We start from the raw sequence: 25,009 nt of genomic DNA, 5'->3' as shown, positions 1-25,009 counted from the left end.
GTAACTTAATAGTAATTAAGTTACATTCATAACTGGATTTCACAGTAAAAATATACAGCAAGTTTCTATTTATTTTTCAGGCATTTGGGAGGCTCCAATGAGCAAAAAGGGGATATGTAAAATTCCAAATTGAAAATTTTTGAAAACTGAACTTTACTTGATAATACTTGATATAATATTAGCTATTACCAGATAATTGAAGATACTTTTTATGATGAAGGGGCGAAAAAAGTGAGAAAAAAAGTGTTGTATGTTATTTTATTCATTATGGTTATTGGTTTTGGTTATACTTTATTTTATTTTAATCAATATTCTATTGAAGATGAAAGGGCATCCATCGAGGCTAATTTGATGGAATGGCACAATAAAGGAAATGAAAAAGAAATAAAATTTGATATCTTAAAAGTAACTCAAATCGATGATACCAATTCTTATATCGCATTATTTGAAACAGCAGATAAAAATATTGGTTATACTCATTTGCTTAAAGGATGGAATGGGAAGTACAAAATTGAACAATCTGGATGGGGGACTAACATTGCTTCTTACCAGGATCTCAAAACGAATAAAGGGATGTATGGAATCCTAGTTGGAAAAAACCCAGACTTACAAATTGATCATATAATTGCTGAATCTGCAGAAGAAAATTTTAGTTTTACATCTACTGTTTCTAAAGACGAAACTTTTTTAGTATATGAAAAACTGCCAAGTGATTTAAAGTCAACTTTTCTTCCTAATGTAACGCTTTATGACGAAGGCCAAAATATAATTGCTCCATTAAGTGAATAGCATAATAGGCAGAAAAAGACAGCAGATTTTCTAGTAGTTAAATAAAATCATTGTATTAGGCATTCTTGATTCTTTTGCTCCCCAGCCTACTGACATACTACCAGGTGTCAAACCAATAGAAGCAGTACCAGTAAATCCAGCAGTTAAATGAGTATAATGACCATAAGCATTCGCTCTAATGTCATTTTTATTACCTTTTTTAACTTGAACAGATATATATCCATTATGGTTATATGGAGGAATATTTGTACCAATTGCTTTCAAATTAAACTTTTTTGCTATCCCATAACTATTTCTGCTTGTACTTTTAGAACCTAAAGTATGAACGCCTTTGCCGTCAGTATATTTGTAAGAAAATCCTTCAGTTCCAGGAACCTTAACAGCACTTGCAGAATGAGTGATTCCAACTACATCTGTAAATTGAGCATTAGGGCTCTTTAACCAAACAAATGAATTCTTTAATAGTACATTTCCATTAGAGAGCTTTGATGACGTAGTAGTCATTTTAAACCAACTAGTTTTGACCGTACTACTTGTGGAAGAAGTAGACGTGGTGGATGTAGTAGGCTGAATAGACATAGTAGAGATTGGCGGTTTAACTACTGTGATTCCACCAAGACTTGGTGGAATCACAGTAGTTGGCGTTGTGTTAACAAGTGGCCCAACTCTATCTAATGCTTCTTTTTCAGTGATTTCTAATACCGTGGTTCTTTCGTATAAATCTGTAGTAACTTCATAAAAATGATTAGTTTTTTGAGTAAGTTCTCCATCTAATTCTTTGTATTTTCCGAATTCATCGTTAGTCATGGTAGTCAATTCTTCTTCAGTAAAACCTAAATCTCTTAACTCATTTTTATTTGTTAAACTAAGACTTACCGGTGTAACAAGCTCCTCGAAAAAAACATCCTCTGTCTCAGTAATAGGTTCTTCGGCAAAAGTAGTGTTTACACCTAAAAAACTAAGCATAAAGACTATAGCTATTGCATTTAAATAAAATTTCTTCATCTTTCTCTTTCCCCCTTCTAATTCCCTGATTTATATAGTACTTTTTTACAATATATCTAATAAAAAATTTTGTAAATAATACATTTTTGACTAAAAAAGTATTATTTTGTAAATTGAAATATCTACTTTCAAAATAACTTATTTACTATGAAAATGAATGTAACTTAATAGCAATTAAGTTACATTCGAAGTACTTGATTTATCTTAATTCTAGTAACATAGGAAAAAGGAAAGTAATGAAAATTTAAGCTATATAGCTGGTTAGCAACCAGCCGTGATCATGATGATTATTGAAATTGACGGTTACTTCAACCAAGCCTTATTGACCGGTAAAAAATGTTCCAAGCAGCAATTGAGGCAGATGTATCGACAAGCAGACCAATTAACTTTTGAGACTCGTGACTTTGCCAATGTGTTTTGCCGGCTTCATAACTTTGATCAAATTCCGTATTCAGCGGATATAGAAGTTGATTTTGTCTTGGATACGGATACCGGCAGGATCTACTCTCCGAGTTACTAACTTTTACGAATCATTTTTTGAGACTTTTTGTTAAATTTGAATGTAACTTAATACTAATTATGTTACATTCAAATCCCCGATTCCATTGACTTCCTAAGAAAAACCAGCGAAACTGATTTTACTAGAAAAAAAGATACATTCAAATCCTTGATTCTACTGGGCTCGTTTTTAGTTGACGGCGCTCTTTTTCTTTTGATCGAAATGCCTTGAGTAGTTCGCTACATACGGTATTTACCCAATTAAACACAAACTTTACAACAATTCATTGTGAGAAAACAGAAACGACCATAAAGGGGAAAAGCATTTATGAAAAAGAAGTTGCTGGTAGGATTAGTGATTGTTAGTTTAGGTGTTAATTTATTTGTGTTCGGGGATTGGCTTCTCGTTAAACGAGGAACCCAACCGACAGCGGAGGAAGAAATCGCGTTAAGCGAAATGGTCCTGAAAACGGTGGAAAGCACGGATTACCAAACGATTGCCGGCAAGGAGAAAATCATTGCAATCGACAGAGGCATGGACACGTCAAAAGGTGGCGCATTTCCCTATTACTTTGGTGTAAATGTTTACACGGATACACAAACCCATATTTTTGCTTGTGCTGATACGGACTGTTCTGCCATGAAAAGCGCTGGAACCATGTATTCCATTTACAAAGACGAAGATCCACGTCTGCCCTTTGACCAATAAGAAGTCTTGAAAGAGGTGCGAACCATGCGAAATAAGCAGCGTGAAATTAAAGACGTCCAGCCGATCCGGTCACTGGACCGGATCGAAGACATGAAATGGAGCCTGAAGAAGTGGTGCGGCGAACGGGACTACATCCTGTTTCTTCTCGGCATCAATTCCGGGCTGCGGGTTGGGGATCTGTTAGCCATCAAAACCAGCGAGATTCAGGGCAAGCACGTGGTGTCGTTACGGGAAGGCAAAACCGGCAAACGCCGAACCATTCACCTCGGCAACATCTACGACGAACTAGATGCCTATATTCGCACGTTAGAGGGCGCTCAGTGGCTTTTTCCAAGTCGGAAGGGAATTGGACCGATTACACGCGTTCAAGCCTACAGACAGCTTCAGAAAGCCGCACAGATGGTCGATATCTCCATGGGCATCGGTACGCATACATTGCGCAAAACATTTGGCTATTGGCATTACAAGCAGTTTAAAGACATTGCCGAGCTGCAGAATATCTTGAATCATGCCCATCCGCAAATTACCTTGCGTTACATTGGCATCACGGACGAGCAAATCGAAAGCAATTTGAAAACATTTCGATTGTAAACGAACGTATTTTTTAAGGCATGGGGAAGGGAGAAATCAAAGATGCACAACGAAAATAAAAACAGAGTCAATCTATTGGTATTAGCAATCAGCACCTTTGTTTTTAAGCGAATTCGAAAAAGGAAACAAGAGAACCTAAATGAATAAAAAAAGGGATTATATATTACTTATATCAGCAGTTATTCTATTTTTAGTTTTAGTTTTTTTGTTACCTGAGCAACATAAATTTTATGCATTATTAACTCCATTGGTATTTTGGATAATCCACTACAGTTTAAGACTAAAAGGGAAATTAAAGAAACGTTAAAACAGCAGTTGGATCACAATCAAAAAAAGATTGGTGAAAAAATCCATTTGAGGGGGTTTTAAGGCCTTTTAGCTCGATAGGTTTGGGTATATTCGATTTTCCCCTTACAAACGTTTCTAGAGTGGTTTTTGAGCGTTTAACGAATACTTGAACACGGAGAAAGACCTGTCCTTTTCTAGAAAGGGTTTTTCTTCTGTTTTTTGAACTATCACATTTTCGGTCCCATTTATTCCCCACCACCAACTTCCTTGCGCGCCTGCGCGTGTGTTGTTGGTGTTTTTAATTACTTTGTTTTAATTGTTTTAACTGTTTTAGGGAGGCTCTGAGCCCTTGGTATGACTGGTTTTTTTCACTCTAACTATTACCTTTTCGGGTTTAACTATTACCTTTTCGGGTTTAACTATTACCTTTTCGGGTTCTAACTATTACCTTTTCGGGTTTAACTATTACCTTTTCGGGTTTAACTATTACTTAATCATATAATTTATAATAATAGCTTTGCAACAATGTTTTTTATTGATATTATATTATTTACTATTACTTTAAATTTAAAAGTAATATTTAATTTATTAAAAAAAAATAAAGGTAATATTTAATTGAAGGGAGAGAGAGAAATGAACGAAAAACATATGGTTACTCAATCAAATAAACTAATTGAAGCTAGGCATGTAAAGACTTTATCAGCAAGAGAACAAAAAATTATTCTTACTATGGTCTCCATGATTCAGCCGGATGATAAAGATTTCAAAGAATACAGTATTTCAATTCATGAATTTAGCGAAATGCTGGGTCTGAAAGGTCATGCAAAATATGAAGAAATTAAAGAGGTCGCTTTGAGGTTACAAGAAAAAACTCTTTTTATCCCTGATGAAAAAGGATTTGTTACAACCAATTGGGTAGCAAGTCAGCGTTATATAGAAGGAGAAGGAACGATTGAATTATCATTTTCCCCGTATCTTAAACCTTACTTATTACAGTTGAAAACTGCCTTTACTTCTTACAGATTGAGCAATATATTATCTTTGAAAAGTGGCTATACTATACGACTCTATGAACTGATGAAAAAATGGCAGCATCTTGGAAAATGGGAATGTCCAGTGGATTCTCTTAGAGAAAAAATGGGTTCCAATAGCAAGGCATATTCACTTTACGGTAATTTTAAAAATAAAATTTTATTACCTTCGATTGATGAATTGAATGAGCACACTGATCTTTTTGTGGAGTACAAGGAAATCAAAAAAGGTCGTAGAGTTGAAAAAATAGAGTTTTCGATAAAGCGTTCAGTCGAAAAAGAAATTAAATTACCTGAATCAAAACGGGTATCTGAACAAGCGGATAACGAGGAAATTCGTTATCGTTTAAATGCGTTGGCAAATGGTTATCAATTCGACAATATTTATTTCAGTCAATTGTATCAGGGAGCGTTAGTTATTTTCTCCGATCAAGCGGAATTAGAATTGGAAATGCTAATTCGCTATGTTAACGAAGAAAAAAGCGTCAAAAACCCTTTAGGGTTCATCAAATCCAAAATCACTTCTGCCTGGGAGATCCATGAAACTGGAGGACACATTACGTTCGCCGATTTGCAGCCGATGAAGGAACGCCCAACCGGACGGCAAGAGAAACTGCCGGACTGGTTCACGTCCAGAAACGAACCCCAAGAAGCTGCCGAACCGAATCCCGAACTCGCCAAAGAGAAAGAGCAAGTGCTGAAAAAATTGGCCGAAAAAAAAGGAAAGCAAACAAAAAAAAATCTGCCCACCTCATAACAAATTCAACATTCCAATCGGATTTTTTCTGGAAACAGAAAGCCCGGTTGGGATTTTTTCGTTCTCTTTTTTTGTGTGTTTGGATGGTTTGTTCTTTTTTTTTGGCCACTCGTTTTGGAATCCCGTTTGAGAAAATAACACGGACAAGTTCACGGCGAGTGCCCATTTATACGCACCTATTTTCTTTCAGAAAAAAGCGCGTCTCTCATGGGTTTCCTATCGGATTGTAAAATTGGAAGGGATTTGGAACGGAATTACCAAAAGAGGGAGGAAGAGCATAAGGGAAAACTGACCCCAACTTCATTGGGGTACTAGGCGGAGCCTAGTGTTTTCATGGGGACGTCTTTTTGTCTATTTGCCTCAGATTTGAGGCAGCCAATTTGGGAAATGCCTCAGAATTGAGGCACGTTATTCGGGTAAATTCCTTCGCTTTTAGAGAGGTTTTTGCTATTTGCCTCAGAGTTGAGGCACGTTATTTCAATCATGCCTCAGGTTTGAGGCATACAAAAAAAAGGAATTTCACCGAAAAAGAAACCGTTTCAAGAAAAAGAAAGGAAGTTCTTCCGCCGTTTTATCCTTGGATCTTGAACGAAAAAAACAAAAAGAGAAGCTGCTGCATGAAAAAAACGAGCTGTTTTCCGATGAAAAAAAACGGGAAACCTCTTCCGAAAGAATCGATTTCCGTCTTTCTTTTGTTCCATTTTCTGTTCGCGGTTTGGCAAAAACTAGTCGCTTTTTGGGAGCATGTTGTATCAAAAAAAGAAACAAAAGATGGATCGAATCCCTAAAAAATGAACTTTTTCTGTCAGGTATTTTCATTTTCAGCTACGCCGATCTCATCAAGAGATGAAATTTTTTATCCTTTTTGATGTTGGCTGCAGAACATAAAAGAGTTCGTCCTTCTTCTTTTTTTGTACGAACCGAGTCTTCGAAAAGCAAAAATAGTTCACAACATGACGCCAGTTTTCATGTGAAAAGTGGTACAGAAGTGTACCAAACACTTTTAAATGTGGTACAAAACTGTACCAAAACGAAAAAATAGTGGTATCACTCAAACACGAGGCTCTGCCTAGTCTGGCAATGAAATTGCAAGCACGTTTTCCTTATGCTCTTTCGCTGTTTTTTTCTTGGTCCGTGAACTTTCCGGTTTAATTTAAGCCCCTGCAGGAAACCAAAACGGCGCTGTTATTTTTGAAAAAAATCACTGCGTGTAAATGGGCACTCGCATTCAATGTCTTACTTTTGAATGCTTATTTTCTTTAAAAAGAAAAATCAGTTGTCTCAAAAATATTTGAAAATAAATAAAAAATGTCCGACCCTAACGGATCAGAGAGTGGAGAAAAGTTTAATTTGCTTTTATAAAATTCAATACAGAAATAATAAGCAAGACGATAATAGAAGCTCCAAGGAATACGAGACCAATAACACCTAATCCCATTCCGTCCCAGCCACCGATATCCAAGCTCCAAATAATAACGATGATACTTAAAATGGCAAAAACTAAGGGGATAATGTATTGGAACGGAGAGTTTCTTTTATAGAAAATCCAAGAAAAAACGACTAAAAACAAACTAATTATAGTACCTATGATAATTAAATCCATTTTGAAAACTCCTTAAGCTAAAGAATTTTCTTTAGTATATCATTTGTCTTTTTGCCTGTTTTTTATTCTTCTCAGTCTGTGGATCAGGGGAGACGGGCCAATGGTTATCGCTAAGTTCAAATCATTTTAAAGCTGATGAACAGGTTCGTTTGATGTTGATCGTCTTCCGATAACCTGTGATATGTAAACTTGTTCACTTATTTTTAAAAAGACTTCTGGACTTTAAGATGTTAAGAGCAGTTCACCCGCAACAAATAAGATATAAGCTGCTACTAAAATTATAAGATAGGCGAATATTTTTTTCTCTTTCCGAAGTTCTTTGATGCCCATTACTAGTATCATCAAACCCAGGGAGAGAAGCGTATAGTATTGGTAATCAAAATTCTGTGTCAATAATGCAAAAAGAGCCAACCCCAACGTAAGTACTGCAAGCAAGATATGTAAAATCGTTAACAAGAAACTCATCCTTCCTTTTGCTCTTTTTCATTTTCACATAATTTTTTGGCTCCTATCTTTTGCATTCAAACGAATAGCTAGCGAAAAGAGCGCTATGGATTTCTAACTCGGTGTTCCCACCATTTTCTGAACACTGTGTGCTTAAAGAATCAATTTGTTTGGTATTAAAATAGCTGGAAGTAATAACTAGAACAAAAGCCAGCAACAAAATACTCATAACGATCAGCAAACCATTTTTACCGTTTATTTTCGACACGATTGTTTCCTCCTTTTTCTTTTTTTTTGGTAATAACTAAAGTTTAACTTAAATTCCCATTTTTAGAAGAACTAAAAAGATACTAGAGAATAGTGTTTTCTTTTATTTGTTCTGAAAATCTCTTTAAACCGGTATCTTTCAGCCTAAAAGAAGCATAAAATAAAGCTACATTTAAAATCAATTTAAGCTAAATTTAAGGGGTGAAAAAATGCGAATTACGATTAGTCGGCTCGTAAAAGAACTGAATCTTGAAGCCCATCAACTCCGGGAATGGGAAAAACGGGATTGGCTAGGAGAGGTCGTGAAAGACCCTAGACAGAATCAACAACGGGTTTATACGGAAGAACAAGTAGAGCGCATCCAGCTGATTGCCCAGACGATTCAAGCTCAGCGAGCAAAAGGAATCAAGCGGACGGACTTTGAAGAAGTGGAAACCAACCTCTTGGAACGGTTCGGGGGAGAAGTAAAGCGTCTAGACACGGATTTAGTGGTTGCTCCACAGTCTCTCAACCAAATTGTTGAATTACTAATAGGTCAGAACCAAAAAATCAACGAGCTGCAGCAACTTATGGAACAGCAGCCAAAACAACAATTAACGGATCCGGTAGACCACACAGAAGTGCTTGAGGACATGAAAACCGAATTGAAAAAGAGCCAGGAACGGGAAGAACAATTGTTGGCCATCGTCCAACAGCTGCAAACCGATCTGGACGAATTGAAAAAAGTCCCGGCAAAATCCAAGTGGAAGTTTTGGGACAAAGACTAGGTTTTGAATGTAACTTATGTGCAGTTAAGTTACATTCACTTCCAAATATATTGTGATATTAATGAAAGGGGAATCTTAATGGATAAGCGCTTAAAAGATGCACTTACAGTGGCATTAGTAACATTTTTAGTATCAGTTATTTTGCTCCCTATTCTCTTTGGAGAAATAAAATGGATTACACTTATTGGCATTATACTGATTGTATTTGTTGGAAAATTATTCATAGGATCTAAATCAAAAAGAGCATAAACAAATTCAGAATTAAAATAAGACTTATTTAGCATCAGTTGGTTTATCTATAAGTGAATGTAACTTTTTGTGAAGTAAGTTACATTCAAAAGCCCTCCATTGCTGGAGGGCTTTTGATTATAAGTCTCAGTATTTAATCTATAAATTATTTTAAACAACCAGCTGCCACACTCCCTGCTAGCCATACCCCGCCAACAGCAGTACCTAAGGCCCATCCTGCTGGACCACTAACACCTGCAACTGTCATAAGCCCAGTAAAGGCTCCAGTATGTGCAAAACCAGCAAGGGTTGCAGCCCCACAGCCACTTATTCTGGCCATCGACACAACATTCGAGTTTGCTTCTTCTATTATTTCTTTTTTGTACTCCTCACCTTCTGGACTTGCTAAAACTTCATTAAGTTTTTCTAAGGTTTGTACTAACTCATTAAAATATTCTTTACCAATTCGAGATTCCAATTCTACTTCTCTTTCGATAATTACTGTGCCATCTTTTTCATTCAATACAAGATATTCCGAAGTAATCCTAGCTACCTCATCCACATTTAAACTAGCAGCCTGAGTATTCTGTGGTGTCCATAAAATACTAACCATCATTACTAAACAAGTAATAATCGTAAATATACTGAACTTATTTTTCTCAAATAACATCCAAATCATCTCCTTATTTCTAAGTAATAACCATAATTATACTTTTTTTAAATAAAAAAAGTCAAAAATGTAAAATTAATTACTATTTTTTTTCTTATGTGATAATAAAGAGATAAAAAAGTTTATTACAAATCCCACTACTAATAATAGAATTAATAATGGCCAGGTAATTTCGTCTTGCACACTACTTATCAGGATAAAAACAAGAACGACACTAATTAATGTAATTAGTAAGTGGCTCATTTTCATTGAGATCACCTCCGATATTGATATATAAAAATCTTATTTATATATTACGATAACATATAGATTCAAATTACAATAAAGTAAGTAAATAATTACATTTATTCATTGGAGTGAATGTAACTTAATAGCAGTTAAGTTACATTCACTTTTCTTTTTTACAGTCTTCAGCAAGTCGTTAAAAGCCGGAATCTTACAGTACTTTGAACGTTCATTCCTTCTAAGAAAGTGATATACTTTAAAATAAATTAATAAATAATTTTATTTTAAAGTTAGGAGTGAAACTAATGAGTGCTACTATGCCGAAAAAAAGAGCGTCTGAACACGGACTGAAGCCCGGAAAAAAAGCCAAAAGACGGGTACGTGTTTCGCAGCAACGACAACTGAGCATCCCCAAAGATTTTTACCTGGCTCTTGGACTCACCGATGAAGCCGTCATGGAATTTACAGGGACAGAGATCATCATCCGGCCTGCCACATTCGAAGAAGTCGATTTCTCTGCAGATATTTTACAAGACTTAATCGCTCAAGGTCTTTCTGGACAAGAGTTGTTGCAAGAATTTAAGAAAATCAAAGCCCACATTCCAACAGCCCTGCAAGCATTGGAACAGGAAACGATGGCTCAGCCTGTCATCCAGGGAAGTTTAGACGACTATTTAGACGCTCTGGAGGATGATGAAGAAGATGAGTGAAGACTTGTTGCCGGTTCAGCTCAGCAAACGAGCTGGAAAAGAGTTAAAAAAGATCAAGAAGTCCGATCAAGTCCTCTATCGGAAAATGGGCGAAGCCATTACGAGCATCCGTAAGGATCCGGCCATTGGCGAAGCGAAAAAAGGGGATTTAAAAGGCTATTCCTGCTTGGACCTTCATCACAGAGGCATCAATTATGAGCTGTGTTATGCCCTACGAGAAAATGAAGAGGGCGAACTGGTTCTGGTTGTATTGCTGGGGACACGCGAAAATTTTTATATGGAATTAAAACGGTATCTAGGCAACTGATAAAAGCCATCCTTTGCTTAGGATGGCTTTTTGTTGGATTTTATCCAGCTTCAAAAGCCCTCCATTGCTGGAGGGCTTTCTTCATGACTTCTTGTTTTTTAAGGGTTTCTTAGTAAATCGTCGTGGTGACCACAATTGCGCAAAATTAGCGTTTGTTCAGCTGTCTGGCTGTATTCCCACGAAATCCGAGTATCCATATTAGCACTGGCTTCAAAGATGGATTTCGTCCCCTCAATACGCTTGGTTCTCAGAGAAGGTTGAAAAGGTGGTGCAGCTGCCAAGAGCTTAAGGGCCTCACTGACGGCCTTTTGCTCATTTTTGTGAAACTTTTTATAGGATTTCTTAAATTTATTCGTGATTTCTAGTTCAAACAAGCAACGGTCACCTTCATTCCTCTTCGTCTAACCAGGCAAGCGCATCTTCTACCGCCAATGGTCCACTGGTTTGCCCTTTGTCGATCTCCTGTTGGGCTTCTTTTTCGTCTTGCTGCCACGTTTCGGTCCAATACCAAGCCTGGTCTTTCGCGATTTCAATCATCGGAATCAGGACGATCCGTCCGTCTACCACGGTCACTTTGAGATTGGTATTCGCGGTTAACTCCAGCTGTTCCAGTATTTCGTTGGGAATCGTAATCTGCCCTTTGTTCCGCAAACGGACATGCTTGGCCACGCCGTTGTCCTTTGGACGTTCTTGAAGTTTTGGCATTCGATACACCCCTTCCAATCTCGTATAATTTAATAAAATCCAACTTTCTTACTTTCTTAAATATATACTTTCCTTCTTCTTAATTCAATTAAAATGGTTAAAATAGAGAGGGATTATATCCATTTTGAATGTAACATAATGGTAATTATGTTACATTCAGTTCTGAGATTTAGTGGTCATTCCAGTATATAAATAATCAAAAGAAAAGTGAGGTGGAAAACAATGAATAAGTATCATCGATCAAGCCTACAATTGCTCTTCATTGTCGCCATAACGTTAATAGTATCTGTATATTGGTTGAATCTAGAGATTGGTTATGGAATTATACTTTTGTTCATAGCTGTTGGATACACTATTTATCTCAATTTCAATGCAGTCAAAAAAGTAAAAATGAACAATAAATCTTGATACTCCTTTATCTTTTGATTTCAATCTCAAAGTGACCTAGTTTGACACCAACAATATTTTATTGAAAGCAGTAGATCGGTATTTGTCTGAGTTAGAAAAAACACTAATTAATATTAATAGGTGCAATATCTGGCACTCAGATTTCATTAATTTCTAGCAGTTTGAATGTAACTTAATAGCAAATAAGTTACGTTCAAAAGCCCTCCATTGCTGGAGGGCTTTCTTCATGAGTTATTCTTTTAAGGTTTCTTAGTAAATCATCGTGGTGTCCACAGTTCCGTAAAATCAATGTTTGTTCAGCTGTCTGGCTGTATTCCCAGGATATTCGGATATCCATATTGGCACTTGCTTCAAAAATGGCTTTCGTCCCTTCAATACGCTTGGTTCTCAGGGAAGGTTGAAAAGGTGGTGCAGCTGCCAAGAGCTTAATGGTCTCGCTAACGGCCCGTTGTTCATTTTTGTGAAACTTTTTATAGGATTTCTTGAATTTATTCGTAATCTCTAGTTCAAACAAGCAACGGTCACCTTCATTCCTCTTCCTCCAACCAGGCAAGCGCATCTTCTACGGCCAATGGTCCACTGGTTTGCCCCTTGTCGATCTCCTGCTGGGCTTCTTTTTCGTCTTGCTGCCACGTTTCGGTCCAATACCAAGCCTGGTCTTTCGCGATTTCAATCATCGGAATCAGGACGATCCGTCCGTCTACCACGGTCACTTTGAGATTGGTATTTGCGGTTAACTCTAACTGTTCCAGTATTTCGTTGGGAATCGTTATCTGGCCTTTGTTCCGCAAACGGACATGCTTGGCCACGCCGTTGTCCGGTAAACGTTCCTGAAGTTTTGGCATCCGATTAACCACCTTTCATTTTTGTATCACTTTGATAAAATCGTACTTTCGTACTTTCTTAAATATATACTTTTTCCTTTTCTAACTCAATTAAAATGTAGCCTATGTCTCCCTTCACTTTTCAACGATCAAACGAAAAACTAATGAATTCCTTTATCGAAAGAAAAAAAGCCGTATCCTTTACAGGATGCGGCTTTTAATCTGTAGAACCCTGTCTTTCGAGAAGGTGGGATCCACTCTTTTATTTTGTTGCTGAGAGTCTTTATCTAAAAAAAGTGTACGTCAGTGTAGCAAAGAAATCACTGGAGACCGCATACAGTAACGTTCCGCCATAGAGACAGGGACAACAACCAATATCAATTTCAGAAATGAAACTTCGGTAAGCATGGTTTCTATTCGTTCAACTGCAGAAAAATGACTGTTGTTCATCGTAACACCTCCACTTTCCATTCTAATCTATATGTCCCGTCGCTTCACAGAAATTATCAATCACGCCATTTTGTCCATAAAAATTCTGACACGCTGTATACGTACTTGTGTTGTAAACATCAAGCATAAAGGCACCTGCTACAACTGCTGCACCACCAGCTGCTGCTGCTTTCGCTACGGCTGCAACTGCAGGAGGAATCGCTAGAACCGGAAGGATCAATACACCTACCTGATCTGTATTTTCACTTATACTTTCTTCAAGTATATTCGCTTCTTCTACCGTTAATCCATTGTCATTGCTCGTTCACGGTCAAAAATATATGCGTCATTTTCATATGCCAATGTATCTTCAAGAGCATTCGTAATTCGTTCGTTGTCATTCTCAATCGCCTGGGCTTGTCCAACGGAGGAAAAAGCAAAGCTAAAAACCATTAAGAAAGCCACTGTTACCACTAAAAGTTTTTGAATCGAAAAAGGTACCTGATTTACATTCATAGATTTCATAAAAAAACCCCTTCCTGTAATAATGTTATTTTCGATCTTATGAAATACGTTCCCGTCTTCCACTTTAAATAACATTTTTACTTAAAAAGGAATAAAAGAACCAGGGAATTTAAGTGAATTATCAAACAAAAACACAAAAAGCTACTTTTCTTTTAACTTTCTCTGCCTTCTTAACTCTGAAAAAACCTTTAAAATTGCTGTATTTTATCGTAATTCGGACTTTCTTGTGGGCTAAACGAGGGAAGAATAAGAGAAAAATAACAAAAGGAGTAAAATTACAGATGTTGTGCCGATCCCTTCGTGTAGTAGGATGATAGGCATGATAAAGATCTTTGACACGGTCAAATCACTTGATGATAAAAAGTTTTGATAGCACCCCATCATTTTTAACTACTCTCGAATTAGAAGGAGCGAGTAAAATAACCTCAGCAAACAAATTAAAAAATACCGAACCAGAGAACAGCTTTCCCAAGAAGAATTAGCGGAAAAACTTTATATCTCACGACAAACCATTTCCAATTGGGAAAATGAAACGAAGCTATCCGGACATCCACAATTTGCTGCTGATGAGTGTTCTTTTTGCCGTATCCTTAGACGATTTAGTCAAAGGGGATGTCGAGATCATGAAAAATGAAATTCAAAATGCTCAGATGAACAAATGGTCAACCTCCATTTACTATTCGCATTTCTCTCGTAATTTCAGTTGGCCCGATGCTTAGTTTAGCCGGAAAAAAGGGACTGCTTATTTCATTGGCTTTGTTCTTATGCTGCCTGTATGCAGCCATCAAAATCGAGAAGATTAAAAAGAAGCATGATTTAAAACATATAAGAAATTTTGGCTTTCCAGGAAGGACGAAAACTTTCAGGCGAAGAAAGAGACAAGAGTAGAAAAACCCATCTCTACTTCAAAACTTTGATCGTCATTTGTTTGGTTGATTTCCGGGATATTAACGTTTTTGAGCTTGTCTCTTTTCAATTAATTCTTAAATCTTAGCGGCACATGAACGCTAGGAAGAACTTAGGAAGAAATTGAAGGTGAAAGCATAGAACTAGGTTCAAAAAAGGAGGCAAGGGAATCTCTTGCTTGCCCTTTTTCATTATTCTCCTAGAATCGTAAGAAAATAATCAACTACCGGTAGTTGAATAAACATAAATTTATAGACTACGGTAGTCGTTTTATTGATTTTGAATGTAACTTAATGCTAATTAAGTTACATTCACATCCGCCAGTAAAGTAGAATCATTTTATCTATCAATTCTCTTTGAATGGAAACTTTTGTAAGCCCCAGTCGTTGTTATTAATATCAATGGCAGGGTTTTGTAGCTGCTAAAAATACCTGAGAAAACTAGGTTGCTAAAAGGAGAAAAGAAAATGGATGTCTTTGAACCGTTATATATTTTCGGATTTTTGCTTATATTAGGGCTGATCTATGTACCTGTTTTGCTTTATACGCTCTTCAAATTCAAATTAAATATAATTGGACTTTTTTTCACTATTTTATCAATCGGAAGTTATTTGTTGCTTGGAACTTATATGGTTGGCGCTGGTTATTATTCGGATGAACAGGCGACAGCAATGTTATTTGGGTATGGATTTCTCGAATTGACGCTTCTCTCTTACCCTTATATCTTTGTGGTATTAGCTGTTTTGCTCGGAAAAAAAGGGGAACGTTTCTAAGGTTGTTAGCAGGCTTTTAAGAAAATTTCTACTTCAACTGAATGTAACTTAATAGTAATTAAGTTACATTCATAACTGGATTTCACAGTAAAAATATACAGCAAGTTTCTATTTATTTTTCAGGCATTTGGGAGGCTCCAATGAGCAAAAAGGGGATATGTAAAATTCCAAATTGAAAATTTTTGAAAACTGAACTTTACTTGATAATACTTGATATAATATTAGCTATTACCAGATAATTGAAGATACTTTTTATGATGAAGGGGCGAAAAAAGTGAGAAAAAAAGTGTTGTATGTTATTTTATTCATTATGGTTATTGGTTTTGGTTATACTTTATTTTATTTTAATCAATATTCTATTGAAGATGAAAGGGCATCCATCGAGGCTAATTTGATGGAATGGCACAATAAAGGAAATGAAAAAGAAATAAAATTTGATATCTTAAAAGTAACTCAAATCGATGATACCAATTCTTATATCGCATTATTTGAAACAGCAGATAAAAATATTGGTTATACTCATTTGCTTAAAGGATGGAATGGGAAGTACAAAATTGAACAATCTGGATGGGGGACTAACATTGCTTCTTACCAGGATCTCAAAACGAATAAAGGGATGTATGGAATCCTAGTTGGAAAAAACCCAGACTTACAAATTGATCATATAATTGCTGAATCTGCAGAAGAAAATTTTAGTTTTACATCTACTGTTTCTAAAGACGAAACTTTTTTAGTATATGAAAAACTGCCAAGTGATTTAAAGTCAACTTTTCTTCCTAATGTAACGCTTTATGACGAAGGCCAAAATATAATTGCTCCATTAAGTGAATAGCATAATAGGCAGAAAAAGACAGCAGATTTTCTAGTAGTTAAATAAAATCATTGTATTAGGCATTCTTGATTCTTTTGCTCCCCAGCCTACTGACATACTACCAGGTGTCAAACCAATAGAAGCAGTACCAGTAAATCCAGCAGTTAAATGAGTATAATGACCATAAGCATTCGCTCTAATGTCATTTTTATTACCTTTTTTAACTTGAACAGATATATATCCATTATGGTTATATGGAGGAATATTTGTACCAATTGCTTTCAAATTAAACTTTTTTGCTATCCCATAACTATTTCTGCTTGTACTTTTAGAACCTAAAGTATGAACGCCTTTGCCGTCAGTATATTTGTAAGAAAATCCTTCAGTTCCAGGAACCTTAACAGCACTTGCAGAATGAGTGATTCCAACTACATCTGTAAATTGAGCATTAGGGCTCTTTAACCAAACAAATGAATTCTTTAATAGTACATTTCCATTAGAGAGCTTTGATGACGTAGTAGTCATTTTAAACCAACTAGTTTTGACCGTACTACTTGTGGAAGAAGTAGACGTGGTGGATGTAGTAGGCTGAATAGACATAGTAGAGATTGGCGGTTTAACTACTGTGATTCCACCAAGACTTGGTGGAATCACAGTAGTTGGCGTTGTGTTAACAAGTGGCCCAACTCTATCTAATGCTTCTTTTTCAGTGATTTCTAATACCGTGGTTCTTTCGTATAAATCTGTAGTAACTTCATAAAAATGATTAGTTTTTTGAGTAAGTTCTCCATCTAATTCTTTGTATTTTCCGAATTCATCGTTAGTCATGGTAGTCAATTCTTCTTCAGTAAAACCTAAATCTCTTAACTCATTTTTATTTGTTAAACTAAGACTTACCGGTGTAACAAGCTCCTCGAAAAAAACATCCTCTGTCTCAGTAATAGGTTCTTCGGCAAAAGTAGTGTTTACACCTAAAAAACTAAGCATAAAGACTATAGCTATTGCATTTAAATAAAATTTCTTCATCTTTCTCTTTCCCCCTTCTAATTCCCTGATTTATATAGTACTTTTTTACAATATATCTAATAAAAAATTTTGTAAATAATACATTTTTGACTAAAAAAGTATTATTTTGTAAATTGAAATATCTACTTTCAAAATAACTTATTTACTATGAAAATGAATGTAACTTAATAGCAATTAAGTTACATTCGAAGTACTTGATTTATCTTAATTCTAGTAACATAGGAAAAAGGAAAGTAATGAAAATTTAAGCTATATAGCTGGTTAGCAACCAGCCGTGATCATGATGATTATTGAAATTGACGGTTACTTCAACCAAGCCTTATTGACCGGTAAAAAATGTTCCAAGCAGCAATTGAGGCAGATGTATCGACAAGCAGACCAATTAACTTTTGAGACTCGTGACTTTGCCAATGTGTTTTGCCGGCTTCATAACTTTGATCAAATTCCGTATTCAGCGGATATAGAAGTTGATTTTGTCTTGGATACGGATACCGGCAGGATCTACTCTCCGAGTTACTAACTTTTACGAATCATTTTTTGAGACTTTTTGTTAAATTTGAATGTAACTTAATACTAATTATGTTACATTCAAATCCCCGATTCCATTGACTTCCTAAGAAAAACCAGCGAAACTGATTTTACTAGAAAAAAAGATACATTCAAATCCTTGATTCTACTGGGCTCGTTTTTAGTTGACGGCGCTCTTTTTCTTTTGATCGAAATGCCTTGAGTAGTTCGCTACATACGGTATTTACCCAATTAAACACAAACTTTACAACAATTCATTGTGAGAAAACAGAAACGACCATAAAGGGGAAAAGCATTTATGAAAAAGAAGTTGCTGGTAGGATTAGTGATTGTTAGTTTAGGTGTTAATTTATTTGTGTTCGGGGATTGGCTTCTCGTTAAACGAGGAACCCAACCGACAGCGGAGGAAGAAATCGCGTTAAGCGAAATGGTCCTGAAAACGGTGGAAAGCACGGATTACCAAACGATTGCCGGCAAGGAGAAAATCATTGCAATCGACAGAGGCATGGACACGTCAAAAGGTGGCGCATTTCCCTATTACTTTGGTGTAAATGTTTACACGGATACACAAACCCATATTTTTGCTTGTGCTGATACGGACTGTTCTGCCATGAAAAGCGCTGGAACCATGTATTCCATTTACAAAGACGAAGATCCACGTCTGCCCTTTGACCAATAAGAAGTCTTGAAAGAGGTGCGAACCATGCGAAATAAGCAGCGTGAAATTAAAGACGTCCAGCCGATCCGGTCACTGGACCGGATCGAAGACATGAAATGGAGCCTGAAGAAGTGGTGCGGCGAACGGGACTACATCCTGTTTCTTCTCGGCATCAATTCCGGGCTGCGGGTTGGGGATCTGTTAGCCATCAAAACCAGCGAGATTCAGGGCAAGCACGTGGTGTCGTTACGGGAAGGCAAAACCGGCAAACGCCGAACCATTCACCTCGGCAACATCTACGACGAACTAGATGCCTATATTCGCACGTTAGAGGGCGCTCAGTGGCTTTTTCCAAGTCGGAAGGGAATTGGACCGATTACACGCGTTCAAGCCTACAGACAGCTTCAGAAAGCCGCACAGATGGTCGATATCTCCATGGGCATCGGTACGCATACATTGCGCAAAACATTTGGCTATTGGCATTACAAGCAGTTTAAAGACATTGCCGAGCTGCAGAATATCTTGAATCATGCCCATCCGCAAATTACCTTGCGTTACATTGGCATCACGGACGAGCAAATCGAAAGCAATTTGAAAACATTTCGATTGTAAACGAACGTATTTTTTAAGGCATGGGGAAGGGAGAAATCAAAGATGCACAACGAAAATAAAAACAGAGTCAATCTATTGGTATTAGCAATCAGCACCTTTGTTTTTAAGCGAATTCGAAAAAGGAAACAAGAGAACCTAAATGAATAAAAAAAGGGATTATATATTACTTATATCAGCAGTTATTCTATTTTTAGTTTTAGTTTTTTTGTTACCTGAGCAACATAAATTTTATGCATTATTAACTCCATTGGTATTTTGGATAATCCACTACAGTTTAAGACTAAAAGGGAAATTAAAGAAACGTTAAAACAGCAGTTGGATCACAATCAAAAAAAGATTGGTGAAAAAATCCATTTGAGGGGGTTTTAAGGCCTTTTAGCTCGATAGGTTTGGGTATATTCGATTTTCCCCTTACAAACGTTTCTAGAGTGGTTTTTGAGCGTTTAACGAATACTTGAACACGGAGAAAGACCTGTCCTTTTCTAGAAAGGGTTTTTCTTCTGTTTTTTGAACTATCACATTTTCGGTCCCATTTATTCCCCACCACCAACTTCCTTGCGCGCCTGCGCGTGTGTTGTTGGTGTTTTTAATTACTTTGTTTTAATTGTTTTAACTGTTTTAGGGAGGCTCTGAGCCCTTGGTATGACTGGTTTTTTTCACTCTAACTATTACCTTTTCGGGTTTAACTATTACCTTTTCGGGTTTAACTATTACCTTTTCGGGTTCTAACTATTACCTTTTCGGGTTTAACTATTACCTTTTCGGGTTTAACTATTACTTAATCATATAATTTATAATAATAGCTTTGCAACAATGTTTTTTATTGATATTATATTATTTACTATTACTTTAAATTTAAAAGTAATATTTAATTTATTAAAAAAAAAATAAAGGTAATATTTAATTGAAGGGAGAGAGAGAAATGAACGAAAAACATATGGTTACTCAATCAAATAAACTAATTGAAGCTAGGCATGTAAAGACTTTATCAGCAAGAGAACAAAAAATTATTCTTACTATGGTCTCCATGATTCAGCCGGATGATAAAGATTTCAAAGAATACAGTATTTCAATTCATGAATTTAGCGAAATGCTGGGTCTGAAAGGTCATGCAAAATATGAAGAAATTAAAGAGGTCGCTTTGAGGTTACAAGAAAAAACTCTTTTTATCCCTGATGAAAAAGGATTTGTTACAACCAATTGGGTAGCAAGTCAGCGTTATATAGAAGGAGAAGGAACGATTGAATTATCATTTTCCCCGTATCTTAAACCTTACTTATTACAGTTGAAAACTGCCTTTACTTCTTACAGATTGAGCAATATATTATCTTTGAAAAGTGGCTATACTATACGACTCTATGAACTGATGAAAAAATGGCAGCATCTTGGAAAATGGGAATGTCCAGTGGATTCTCTTAGAGAAAAAATGGGTTCCAATAGCAAGGCATATTCACTTTACGGTAATTTTAAAAATAAAATTTTATTACCTTCGATTGATGAATTGAATGAGCACACTGATCTTTTTGTGGAGTACAAGGAAATCAAAAAAGGTCGTAGAGTTGAAAAAATAGAGTTTTCGATAAAGCGTTCAGTCGAAAAAGAAATTAAATTACCTGAATCAAAACGGGTATCTGAACAAGCGGATAACGAGGAAATTCGTTATCGTTTAAATGCGTTGGCAAATGGTTATCAATTCGACAATATTTATTTCAGTCAATTGTATCAGGGAGCGTTAGTTATTTTCTCCGATCAAGCGGAATTAGAATTGGAAATGCTAATTCGCTATGTTAACGAAGAAAAAAGCGTCAAAAACCCTTTAGGGTTCATCAAATCCAAAATCACTTCTGCCTGGGAGATCCATGAAACTGGAGGACACATTACGTTCGCCGATTTGCAGCCGATGAAGGAACGCCCAACCGGACGGCAAGAGAAACTGCCGGACTGGTTCACGTCCAGAAACGAACCCCAAGAAGCTGCCGAACCGAATCCCGAACTCGCCAAAGAGAAAGAGCAAGTGCTGAAAAAATTGGCCGAAAAAAAAGGAAAGCAAACAAAAAAAAATCTGCCCACCTCATAACAAATTCAACATTCCAATCGGATTTTTTCTGGAAACAGAAAGCCCGGTTGGGATTTTTTCGTTCTCTTTTTTTGTGTGTTTGGATGGTTTGTTCTTTTTTTTTGGCCACTCGTTTTGGAATCCCGTTTGAGAAAATAACACGGACAAGTTCACGGCGAGTGCCCATTTATACGCACCTATTTTCTTTCAGAAAAAAGCGCGTCTCTCATGGGTTTCCTATCGGATTGTAAAATTGGAAGGGATTTGGAACGGAATTACCAAAAGAGGGAGGAAGAGCATAAGGGAAAACTGACCCCAACTTCATTGGGGTACTAGGCGGAGCCTAGTGTTTTCATGGGGACGTCTTTTTGTCTATTTGCCTCAGATTTGAGGCAGCCAATTTGGGAAATGCCTCAGAATTGAGGCACGTTATTCGGGTAAATTCCTTCGCTTTTAGAGAGGTTTTTGCTATTTGCCTCAGAGTTGAGGCACGTTATTTCAATCATGCCTCAGGTTTGAGGCATACAAAAAAAAGGAATTTCACCGAAAAAGAAACCGTTTCAAGAAAAAGAAAGGAAGTTCTTCCGCCGTTTTATCCTTGGATCTTGAACGAAAAAAACAAAAAGAGAAGCTGCTGCATGAAAAAAACGAGCTGTTTTCCGATGAAAAAAAACGGGAAACCTCTTCCGAAAGAATCGATTTCCGTCTTTCTTTTGTTCCATTTTCTGTTCGCGGTTTGGCAAAAACTAGTCGCTTTTTGGGAGCATGTTGTATCAAAAAAAGAAACAAAAGATGGATCGAATCCCTAAAAAATGAACTTTTTCTGTCAGGTATTTTCATTTTCAGCTACGCCGATCTCATCAAGAGATGAAATTTTTTATCCTTTTTGATGTTGGCTGCAGAACATAAAAGAGTTCGTCCTTCTTCTTTTTTTGTACGAACCGAGTCTTCGAAAAGCAAAAATAGTTCACAACATGACGCCAGTTTTCATGTGAAAAGTGGTACAGAAGTGTACCAAACACTTTTAAATGTGGTACAAAACTGTACCAAAACGAAAAAATAGTGGTATCACTCAAACACGAGGCTCTGCCTAGTCTGGCAATGAAATTGCAAGCACGTTTTCCTTATGCTCTTTCGCTGTTTTTTTCTTGGTCCGTGAACTTTCCGGTTTAATTTAAGCCCCTGCAGGAAACCAAAACGGCGCTGTTATTTTTGAAAAAAATCACTGCGTGTAAATGGGCACTCGCATTCAATGTCTTACTTTTGAATGCTTATTTTCTTTAAAAAGAAAAATCAGTTGTCTCAAAAATATTTGAAAATAAATAAAAAATGTCCGACCCTAACGGATCAGAGAGTGGAGAAAAGTTTAATTTGCTTTTATAAAATTCAATACAGAAATAATAAGCAAGACGATAATAGAAGCTCCAAGGAATACGAGACCAATAACACCTAATCCCATTCCGTCCCAGCCACCGATATCCAAGCTCCAAATAATAACGATGATACTTAAAATGGCAAAAACTAAGGGGATAATGTATTGGAACGGAGAGTTTCTTTTATAGAAAATCCAAGAAAAAACGACTAAAAACAAACTAATTATAGTACCTATGATAATTAAATCCATTTTGAAAACTCCTTAAGCTAAAGAATTTTCTTTAGTATATCATTTGTCTTTTTGCCTGTTTTTTATTCTTCTCAGTCTGTGGATCAGGGGAGACGGGCCAATGGTTATCGCTAAGTTCAAATCATTTTAAAGCTGATGAACAGGTTCGTTTGATGTTGATCGTCTTCCGATAACCTGTGATATGTAAACTTGTTCACTTATTTTTAAAAAGACTTCTGGACTTTAAGATGTTAAGAGCAGTTCACCCGCAACAAATAAGATATAAGCTGCTACTAAAATTATAAGATAGGCGAATATTTTTTTCTCTTTCCGAAGTTCTTTGATGCCCATTACTAGTATCATCAAACCCAGGGAGAGAAGCGTATAGTATTGGTAATCAAAATTCTGTGTCAATAATGCAAAAAGAGCCAACCCCAACGTAAGTACTGCAAGCAAGATATGTAAAATCGTTAACAAGAAACTCATCCTTCCTTTTGCTCTTTTTCATTTTCACATAATTTTTTGGCTCCTATCTTTTGCATTCAAACGAATAGCTAGCGAAAAGAGCGCTATGGATTTCTAACTCGGTGTTCCCACCATTTTCTGAACACTGTGTGCTTAAAGAATCAATTTGTTTGGTATTAAAATAGCTGGAAGTAATAACTAGAACAAAAGCCAGCAACAAAATACTCATAACGATCAGCAAACCATTTTTACCGTTTATTTTCGACACGATTGTTTCCTCCTTTTTCTTTTTTTTTTGGTAATAACTAAAGTTTAACTTAAATTCCCATTTTTAGAAGAACTAAAAAGATACTAGAGAATAGTGTTTTCTTTTATTTGTTCTGAAAATCTCTTTAAACCGGTATCTTTCAGCCTAAAAGAAGCATAAAATAAAGCTACATTTAAAATCAATTTAAGCTAAATTTAAGGGGTGAAAAAATGCGAATTACGATTAGTCGGCTCGTAAAAGAACTGAATCTTGAAGCCCATCAACTCCGGGAATGGGAAAAACGGGATTGGCTAGGAGAGGTCGTGAAAGACCCTAGACAGAATCAACAACGGGTTTATACGGAAGAACAAGTAGAGCGCATCCAGCTGATTGCCCAGACGATTCAAGCTCAGCGAGCAAAAGGAATCAAGCGGACGGACTTTGAAGAAGTGGAAACCAACCTCTTGGAACGGTTCGGGGAGAAGTAAAGCGTCTAGACACGGATTTAGTGGTTGCTCCACAGTCTCTCAACCAAATTGTTGAATTACTAATAGGTCAGAACCAAAAAATCAACGAGCTGCAGCAACTTATGGAACAGCAGCCAAAACAACAATTAACGGATCCGGTAGACCACACAGAAGTGCTTGAGGACATGAAAACCGAATTGAAAAAGAGCCAGGAACGGGAAGAACAATTGTTGGCCATCGTCCAACAGCTGCAAACCGATCTGGACGAATTGAAAAAAGTCCCGGCAAAATCCAAGTGGAAGTTTTGGGACAAAGACTAGGTTTTGAATGTAACTTATGTGCAGTTAAGTTACATTCACTTCCAAATATATTGTGATATTAATGAAAGGGGAATCTTAATGGATAAGCGCTTAAAAGATGCACTTACAGTGGCATTAGTAACATTTTTAGTATCAGTTATTTTGCTCCCTATTCTCTTTGGAGAAATAAAATGGATTACACTTATTGGCATTATACTGATTGTATTTGTTGGAAAATTATTCATAGGATCTAAATCAAAAAGAGCATAAACAAATTCAGAATTAAAATAAGACTTATTTAGCATCAGTTGGTTTATCTATAAGTGAATGTAACTTTTTGTGAAGTAAGTTACATTCAAAAGCCCTCCATTGCTGGAGGGCTTTTGATTATAAGTCTCAGTATTTAATCTATAAATTATTTTAAACAACCAGCTGCCACACTCCCTGCTAGCCATACCCCGCCAACAGCAGTACCTAAGGCCCATCCTGCTGGACCACTAACACCTGCAACTGTCATAAGCCCAGTAAAGGCTCCAGTATGTGCAAAACCAGCAAGGGTTGCAGCCCCAGCCACTTATTCTGGCCATCGACACAACATTCGAGTTTGCTTCTTCTTATTTCTTTTTTGTACTCCTCACCTTCTGGACTTGCTAAAACTTCATTAAGTTTTTCTAAGGTTTGTACTAACTCATTAAAATATTCTTTACCAATTCGAGATTCCAATTCTACTTCTCTTTCGATAATTACTGTGCCATCTTTTTCATTCAATACAAGATATT

The 25,009-nt window shown here is 36.5% G+C and carries 35 protein-coding genes and 1 pseudogene; 19 read left to right on the top strand and 17 right to left on the bottom strand.

Annotated elements, in window-relative coordinates; translation table 11 throughout:
* Positions 1-231: 231 nt before the first annotated feature.
* Entirely contained in the window at positions 232-789 is a 558-nt protein-coding gene (locus BBH88_RS18585) for a hypothetical protein (RefSeq protein ID WP_065537423.1), read from the top strand.
* Between the two features lie 30 nt (positions 790-819).
* On the opposite strand, the gene BBH88_RS18580 is transcribed toward BBH88_RS18585, so the two are convergent.
* Entirely contained in the window at positions 820-1,794 is a 975-nt protein-coding gene (locus tag BBH88_RS18580; protein WP_065537422.1) for a hypothetical protein, read from the bottom strand.
* A gap of 280 nt (positions 1,795-2,074) precedes the next feature.
* Here BBH88_RS18580 and BBH88_RS18575 point away from each other — a divergent pair, with 280 nt between their 5' ends.
* The 4 genes from BBH88_RS18575 to BBH88_RS18555 all read left to right on the top strand — a co-directional run bounded on the left by BBH88_RS18575 (position 2,075) and on the right by BBH88_RS18555 (position 5,668).
* Positions 2,075-2,314, top strand: coding sequence for a hypothetical protein (locus BBH88_RS18575; protein WP_238323527.1), 240 nt, complete (start codon positions 2,075-2,077; stop codon positions 2,312-2,314).
* Between the two features lie 306 nt (positions 2,315-2,620).
* Positions 2,621-3,001: a hypothetical protein gene (locus BBH88_RS18570; RefSeq protein ID WP_065537421.1), complete on the top strand. Its 381-nt coding sequence runs from the start codon at positions 2,621-2,623 to the stop codon at positions 2,999-3,001.
* Between the two features lie 24 nt (positions 3,002-3,025).
* Positions 3,026-3,592, top strand: coding sequence for a tyrosine-type recombinase/integrase (locus tag BBH88_RS18565; RefSeq protein ID WP_065537420.1), 567 nt, complete (start codon positions 3,026-3,028; stop codon positions 3,590-3,592).
* A 921-nt stretch (positions 3,593-4,513) separates the two neighbouring features.
* Entirely contained in the window at positions 4,514-5,668 is a 1,155-nt protein-coding gene (locus BBH88_RS18555; protein WP_065537418.1) for a replication initiation protein, read from the top strand.
* A 1,345-nt stretch (positions 5,669-7,013) separates the two neighbouring features.
* Here BBH88_RS18555 and BBH88_RS18545 read toward each other — a convergent pair.
* The 3 genes from BBH88_RS18545 to BBH88_RS18535 all read right to left on the bottom strand — a co-directional run bounded on the left by BBH88_RS18545 (position 7,014) and on the right by BBH88_RS18535 (position 7,983).
* The gene (locus BBH88_RS18545) at positions 7,014-7,271 is read right to left on the bottom strand and encodes a YesK family protein (RefSeq protein ID WP_065537416.1); all 258 of its coding nucleotides are present in this window, start codon (positions 7,269-7,271) and stop codon (positions 7,014-7,016) included.
* A gap of 222 nt (positions 7,272-7,493) precedes the next feature.
* Positions 7,494-7,727 carry a DUF3953 domain-containing protein gene (locus tag BBH88_RS18540; protein ID WP_065537441.1) on the bottom strand — a complete coding sequence of 78 codons (234 nt, stop codon included), beginning with the start codon at positions 7,725-7,727 and terminating at the stop codon, positions 7,494-7,496.
* Positions 7,728-7,779: 52 nt separating this feature from the next.
* Positions 7,780-7,983 carry a hypothetical protein gene (locus tag BBH88_RS18535; RefSeq protein WP_065537415.1) on the bottom strand — a complete coding sequence of 68 codons (204 nt, stop codon included), beginning with the start codon at positions 7,981-7,983 and terminating at the stop codon, positions 7,780-7,782.
* Positions 7,984-8,191: 208 nt separating this feature from the next.
* On the opposite strand from BBH88_RS18535, the gene BBH88_RS18530 reads away from it, so the two are divergent.
* Together BBH88_RS18530 and BBH88_RS19320 are read left to right on the top strand one after the other, a co-directional pair.
* Positions 8,192-8,749 carry a MerR family transcriptional regulator gene (locus tag BBH88_RS18530; RefSeq protein WP_065537434.1) on the top strand — a complete coding sequence of 186 codons (558 nt, stop codon included), beginning with the start codon at positions 8,192-8,194 and terminating at the stop codon, positions 8,747-8,749.
* A gap of 78 nt (positions 8,750-8,827) precedes the next feature.
* Positions 8,828-8,998, top strand: a complete 171-nt coding sequence (locus BBH88_RS19320; protein WP_154669220.1) for a hypothetical protein — start codon at positions 8,828-8,830, stop codon at positions 8,996-8,998.
* A gap of 145 nt (positions 8,999-9,143) precedes the next feature.
* Here the strand turns inward: BBH88_RS19320 and BBH88_RS18525 are convergent, their stop codons facing one another.
* The gene (locus BBH88_RS18525; RefSeq protein ID WP_065537433.1) at positions 9,144-9,647 is read right to left on the bottom strand and encodes a hypothetical protein; all 504 of its coding nucleotides are present in this window, start codon (positions 9,645-9,647) and stop codon (positions 9,144-9,146) included.
* A 530-nt stretch (positions 9,648-10,177) separates the two neighbouring features.
* On the opposite strand from BBH88_RS18525, the gene BBH88_RS18520 reads away from it, so the two are divergent.
* Together BBH88_RS18520 and BBH88_RS18515 are read left to right on the top strand one after the other, a co-directional pair.
* Positions 10,178-10,582 (top strand): AbrB/MazE/SpoVT family DNA-binding domain-containing protein, encoded by a 405-nt coding sequence (locus BBH88_RS18520; protein ID WP_083387829.1) that lies wholly within the window; start codon positions 10,178-10,180, stop codon positions 10,580-10,582.
* Positions 10,563-10,889: a type II toxin-antitoxin system RelE/ParE family toxin gene (locus BBH88_RS18515; RefSeq protein WP_065537432.1), complete on the top strand. Its 327-nt coding sequence runs from the start codon at positions 10,563-10,565 to the stop codon at positions 10,887-10,889. The genes BBH88_RS18520 and BBH88_RS18515 overlap by 20 nt, the downstream gene beginning before the upstream one ends.
* A gap of 98 nt (positions 10,890-10,987) precedes the next feature.
* Here BBH88_RS18515 and BBH88_RS18510 read toward each other — a convergent pair whose 3' ends face one another.
* From BBH88_RS18510 to BBH88_RS18480, 7 genes are all read right to left on the bottom strand, one after another.
* A complete protein-coding gene (locus BBH88_RS18510; protein WP_065537431.1) occupies positions 10,988-11,263 on the bottom strand; it encodes a type II toxin-antitoxin system RelE/ParE family toxin in 276 nt (91 codons plus the stop codon).
* Between the two features lie 13 nt (positions 11,264-11,276).
* Positions 11,277-11,594, bottom strand: coding sequence for an AbrB/MazE/SpoVT family DNA-binding domain-containing protein (locus BBH88_RS18505; RefSeq protein WP_065537430.1), 318 nt, complete (start codon positions 11,592-11,594; stop codon positions 11,277-11,279).
* Between the two features lie 601 nt (positions 11,595-12,195).
* Positions 12,196-12,516 (bottom strand): type II toxin-antitoxin system RelE/ParE family toxin, encoded by a 321-nt coding sequence (locus tag BBH88_RS18495; RefSeq protein ID WP_065537428.1) that lies wholly within the window; start codon positions 12,514-12,516, stop codon positions 12,196-12,198.
* 13 nt (positions 12,517-12,529) lie between these two features.
* Positions 12,530-12,847, bottom strand: coding sequence for an AbrB/MazE/SpoVT family DNA-binding domain-containing protein (locus BBH88_RS18490; RefSeq protein ID WP_065537427.1), 318 nt, complete (start codon positions 12,845-12,847; stop codon positions 12,530-12,532).
* A 282-nt stretch (positions 12,848-13,129) separates the two neighbouring features.
* The gene (locus BBH88_RS19315) at positions 13,130-13,276 is read right to left on the bottom strand and encodes a hypothetical protein (protein WP_154669222.1); all 147 of its coding nucleotides are present in this window, start codon (positions 13,274-13,276) and stop codon (positions 13,130-13,132) included.
* A 22-nt stretch (positions 13,277-13,298) separates the two neighbouring features.
* A complete protein-coding gene (locus BBH88_RS18485; RefSeq protein WP_065537426.1) occupies positions 13,299-13,496 on the bottom strand; it encodes a hypothetical protein in 198 nt (65 codons plus the stop codon).
* Positions 13,497-13,558: 62 nt separating this feature from the next.
* Positions 13,559-13,780, bottom strand: a complete 222-nt coding sequence (locus BBH88_RS18480; protein WP_065537425.1) for a hypothetical protein — start codon at positions 13,778-13,780, stop codon at positions 13,559-13,561.
* A gap of 436 nt (positions 13,781-14,216) precedes the next feature.
* Between BBH88_RS18480 and BBH88_RS20070 the strand changes: the two are divergent.
* The 3 genes and pseudogenes from BBH88_RS20070 (at position 14,217) to BBH88_RS18470 (ending at position 16,290) form a co-directional block, all read left to right on the top strand.
* Positions 14,217-14,760: pseudogene (locus BBH88_RS20070) on the top strand (helix-turn-helix transcriptional regulator).
* Positions 14,761-15,152: 392 nt separating this feature from the next.
* Positions 15,153-15,458 (top strand): hypothetical protein, encoded by a 306-nt coding sequence (locus tag BBH88_RS18475; protein WP_065537424.1) that lies wholly within the window; start codon positions 15,153-15,155, stop codon positions 15,456-15,458.
* 274 nt (positions 15,459-15,732) lie between these two features.
* The gene (locus tag BBH88_RS18470) at positions 15,733-16,290 is read left to right on the top strand and encodes a hypothetical protein (protein ID WP_065537423.1); all 558 of its coding nucleotides are present in this window, start codon (positions 15,733-15,735) and stop codon (positions 16,288-16,290) included.
* Between the two features lie 30 nt (positions 16,291-16,320).
* On the opposite strand, the gene BBH88_RS18465 is transcribed toward BBH88_RS18470, so the two are convergent.
* Positions 16,321-17,295 carry a hypothetical protein gene (locus tag BBH88_RS18465; RefSeq protein ID WP_065537422.1) on the bottom strand — a complete coding sequence of 325 codons (975 nt, stop codon included), beginning with the start codon at positions 17,293-17,295 and terminating at the stop codon, positions 16,321-16,323.
* Between the two features lie 280 nt (positions 17,296-17,575).
* On the opposite strand from BBH88_RS18465, the gene BBH88_RS18460 reads away from it, so the two are divergent.
* From BBH88_RS18460 to BBH88_RS18440, 4 genes are all read left to right on the top strand, one after another.
* Positions 17,576-17,815 (top strand): hypothetical protein, encoded by a 240-nt coding sequence (locus BBH88_RS18460; protein WP_238323527.1) that lies wholly within the window; start codon positions 17,576-17,578, stop codon positions 17,813-17,815.
* A 306-nt stretch (positions 17,816-18,121) separates the two neighbouring features.
* The gene (locus BBH88_RS18455; RefSeq protein ID WP_065537421.1) at positions 18,122-18,502 is read left to right on the top strand and encodes a hypothetical protein; all 381 of its coding nucleotides are present in this window, start codon (positions 18,122-18,124) and stop codon (positions 18,500-18,502) included.
* A gap of 24 nt (positions 18,503-18,526) precedes the next feature.
* Positions 18,527-19,093 carry a tyrosine-type recombinase/integrase gene (locus tag BBH88_RS18450; protein WP_065537420.1) on the top strand — a complete coding sequence of 189 codons (567 nt, stop codon included), beginning with the start codon at positions 18,527-18,529 and terminating at the stop codon, positions 19,091-19,093.
* 922 nt (positions 19,094-20,015) lie between these two features.
* Positions 20,016-21,170 (top strand): replication initiation protein, encoded by a 1,155-nt coding sequence (locus tag BBH88_RS18440; protein ID WP_065537418.1) that lies wholly within the window; start codon positions 20,016-20,018, stop codon positions 21,168-21,170.
* Between the two features lie 1,345 nt (positions 21,171-22,515).
* Here the strand turns inward: BBH88_RS18440 and BBH88_RS18430 are convergent.
* The 3 genes from BBH88_RS18430 to BBH88_RS18420 form a co-directional block, all read right to left on the bottom strand.
* Positions 22,516-22,773 carry a YesK family protein gene (locus BBH88_RS18430; RefSeq protein WP_065537416.1) on the bottom strand — a complete coding sequence of 86 codons (258 nt, stop codon included), beginning with the start codon at positions 22,771-22,773 and terminating at the stop codon, positions 22,516-22,518.
* Between the two features lie 222 nt (positions 22,774-22,995).
* Positions 22,996-23,229 (bottom strand): DUF3953 domain-containing protein, encoded by a 234-nt coding sequence (locus BBH88_RS18425; protein WP_065537441.1) that lies wholly within the window; start codon positions 23,227-23,229, stop codon positions 22,996-22,998.
* Between the two features lie 52 nt (positions 23,230-23,281).
* Entirely contained in the window at positions 23,282-23,485 is a 204-nt protein-coding gene (locus BBH88_RS18420) for a hypothetical protein (RefSeq protein ID WP_065537415.1), read from the bottom strand.
* Between the two features lie 209 nt (positions 23,486-23,694).
* On the opposite strand from BBH88_RS18420, the gene BBH88_RS18415 reads away from it, so the two are divergent.
* From BBH88_RS18415 to BBH88_RS19310, 3 genes are all read left to right on the top strand, one after another.
* Positions 23,695-23,952, top strand: coding sequence for a MerR family transcriptional regulator (locus BBH88_RS18415; RefSeq protein ID WP_065537414.1), 258 nt, complete (start codon positions 23,695-23,697; stop codon positions 23,950-23,952).
* Between the two features lie 101 nt (positions 23,953-24,053).
* A complete protein-coding gene (locus tag BBH88_RS18410; RefSeq protein WP_154669221.1) occupies positions 24,054-24,251 on the top strand; it encodes a hypothetical protein in 198 nt (65 codons plus the stop codon).
* A gap of 78 nt (positions 24,252-24,329) precedes the next feature.
* Entirely contained in the window at positions 24,330-24,500 is a 171-nt protein-coding gene (locus tag BBH88_RS19310; protein ID WP_154669220.1) for a hypothetical protein, read from the top strand.
* Positions 24,501-24,743: 243 nt separating this feature from the next.
* Here the strand turns inward: BBH88_RS19310 and BBH88_RS18405 are convergent, their stop codons facing one another.
* Entirely contained in the window at positions 24,744-24,998 is a 255-nt protein-coding gene (locus BBH88_RS18405) for a hypothetical protein (RefSeq protein WP_071349157.1), read from the bottom strand.
* Positions 24,999-25,009 lie beyond the last annotated feature (11 nt).

Source organism: Planococcus antarcticus DSM 14505, assembly GCF_001687565.2.
Lineage (GTDB): Bacteria > Bacillota > Bacilli > Bacillales_A > Planococcaceae > Planococcus > Planococcus antarcticus.
Note: the sequence above shows the minus strand (reverse complement) of the source record. Positions and strands in the feature narration are given on the sequence as shown.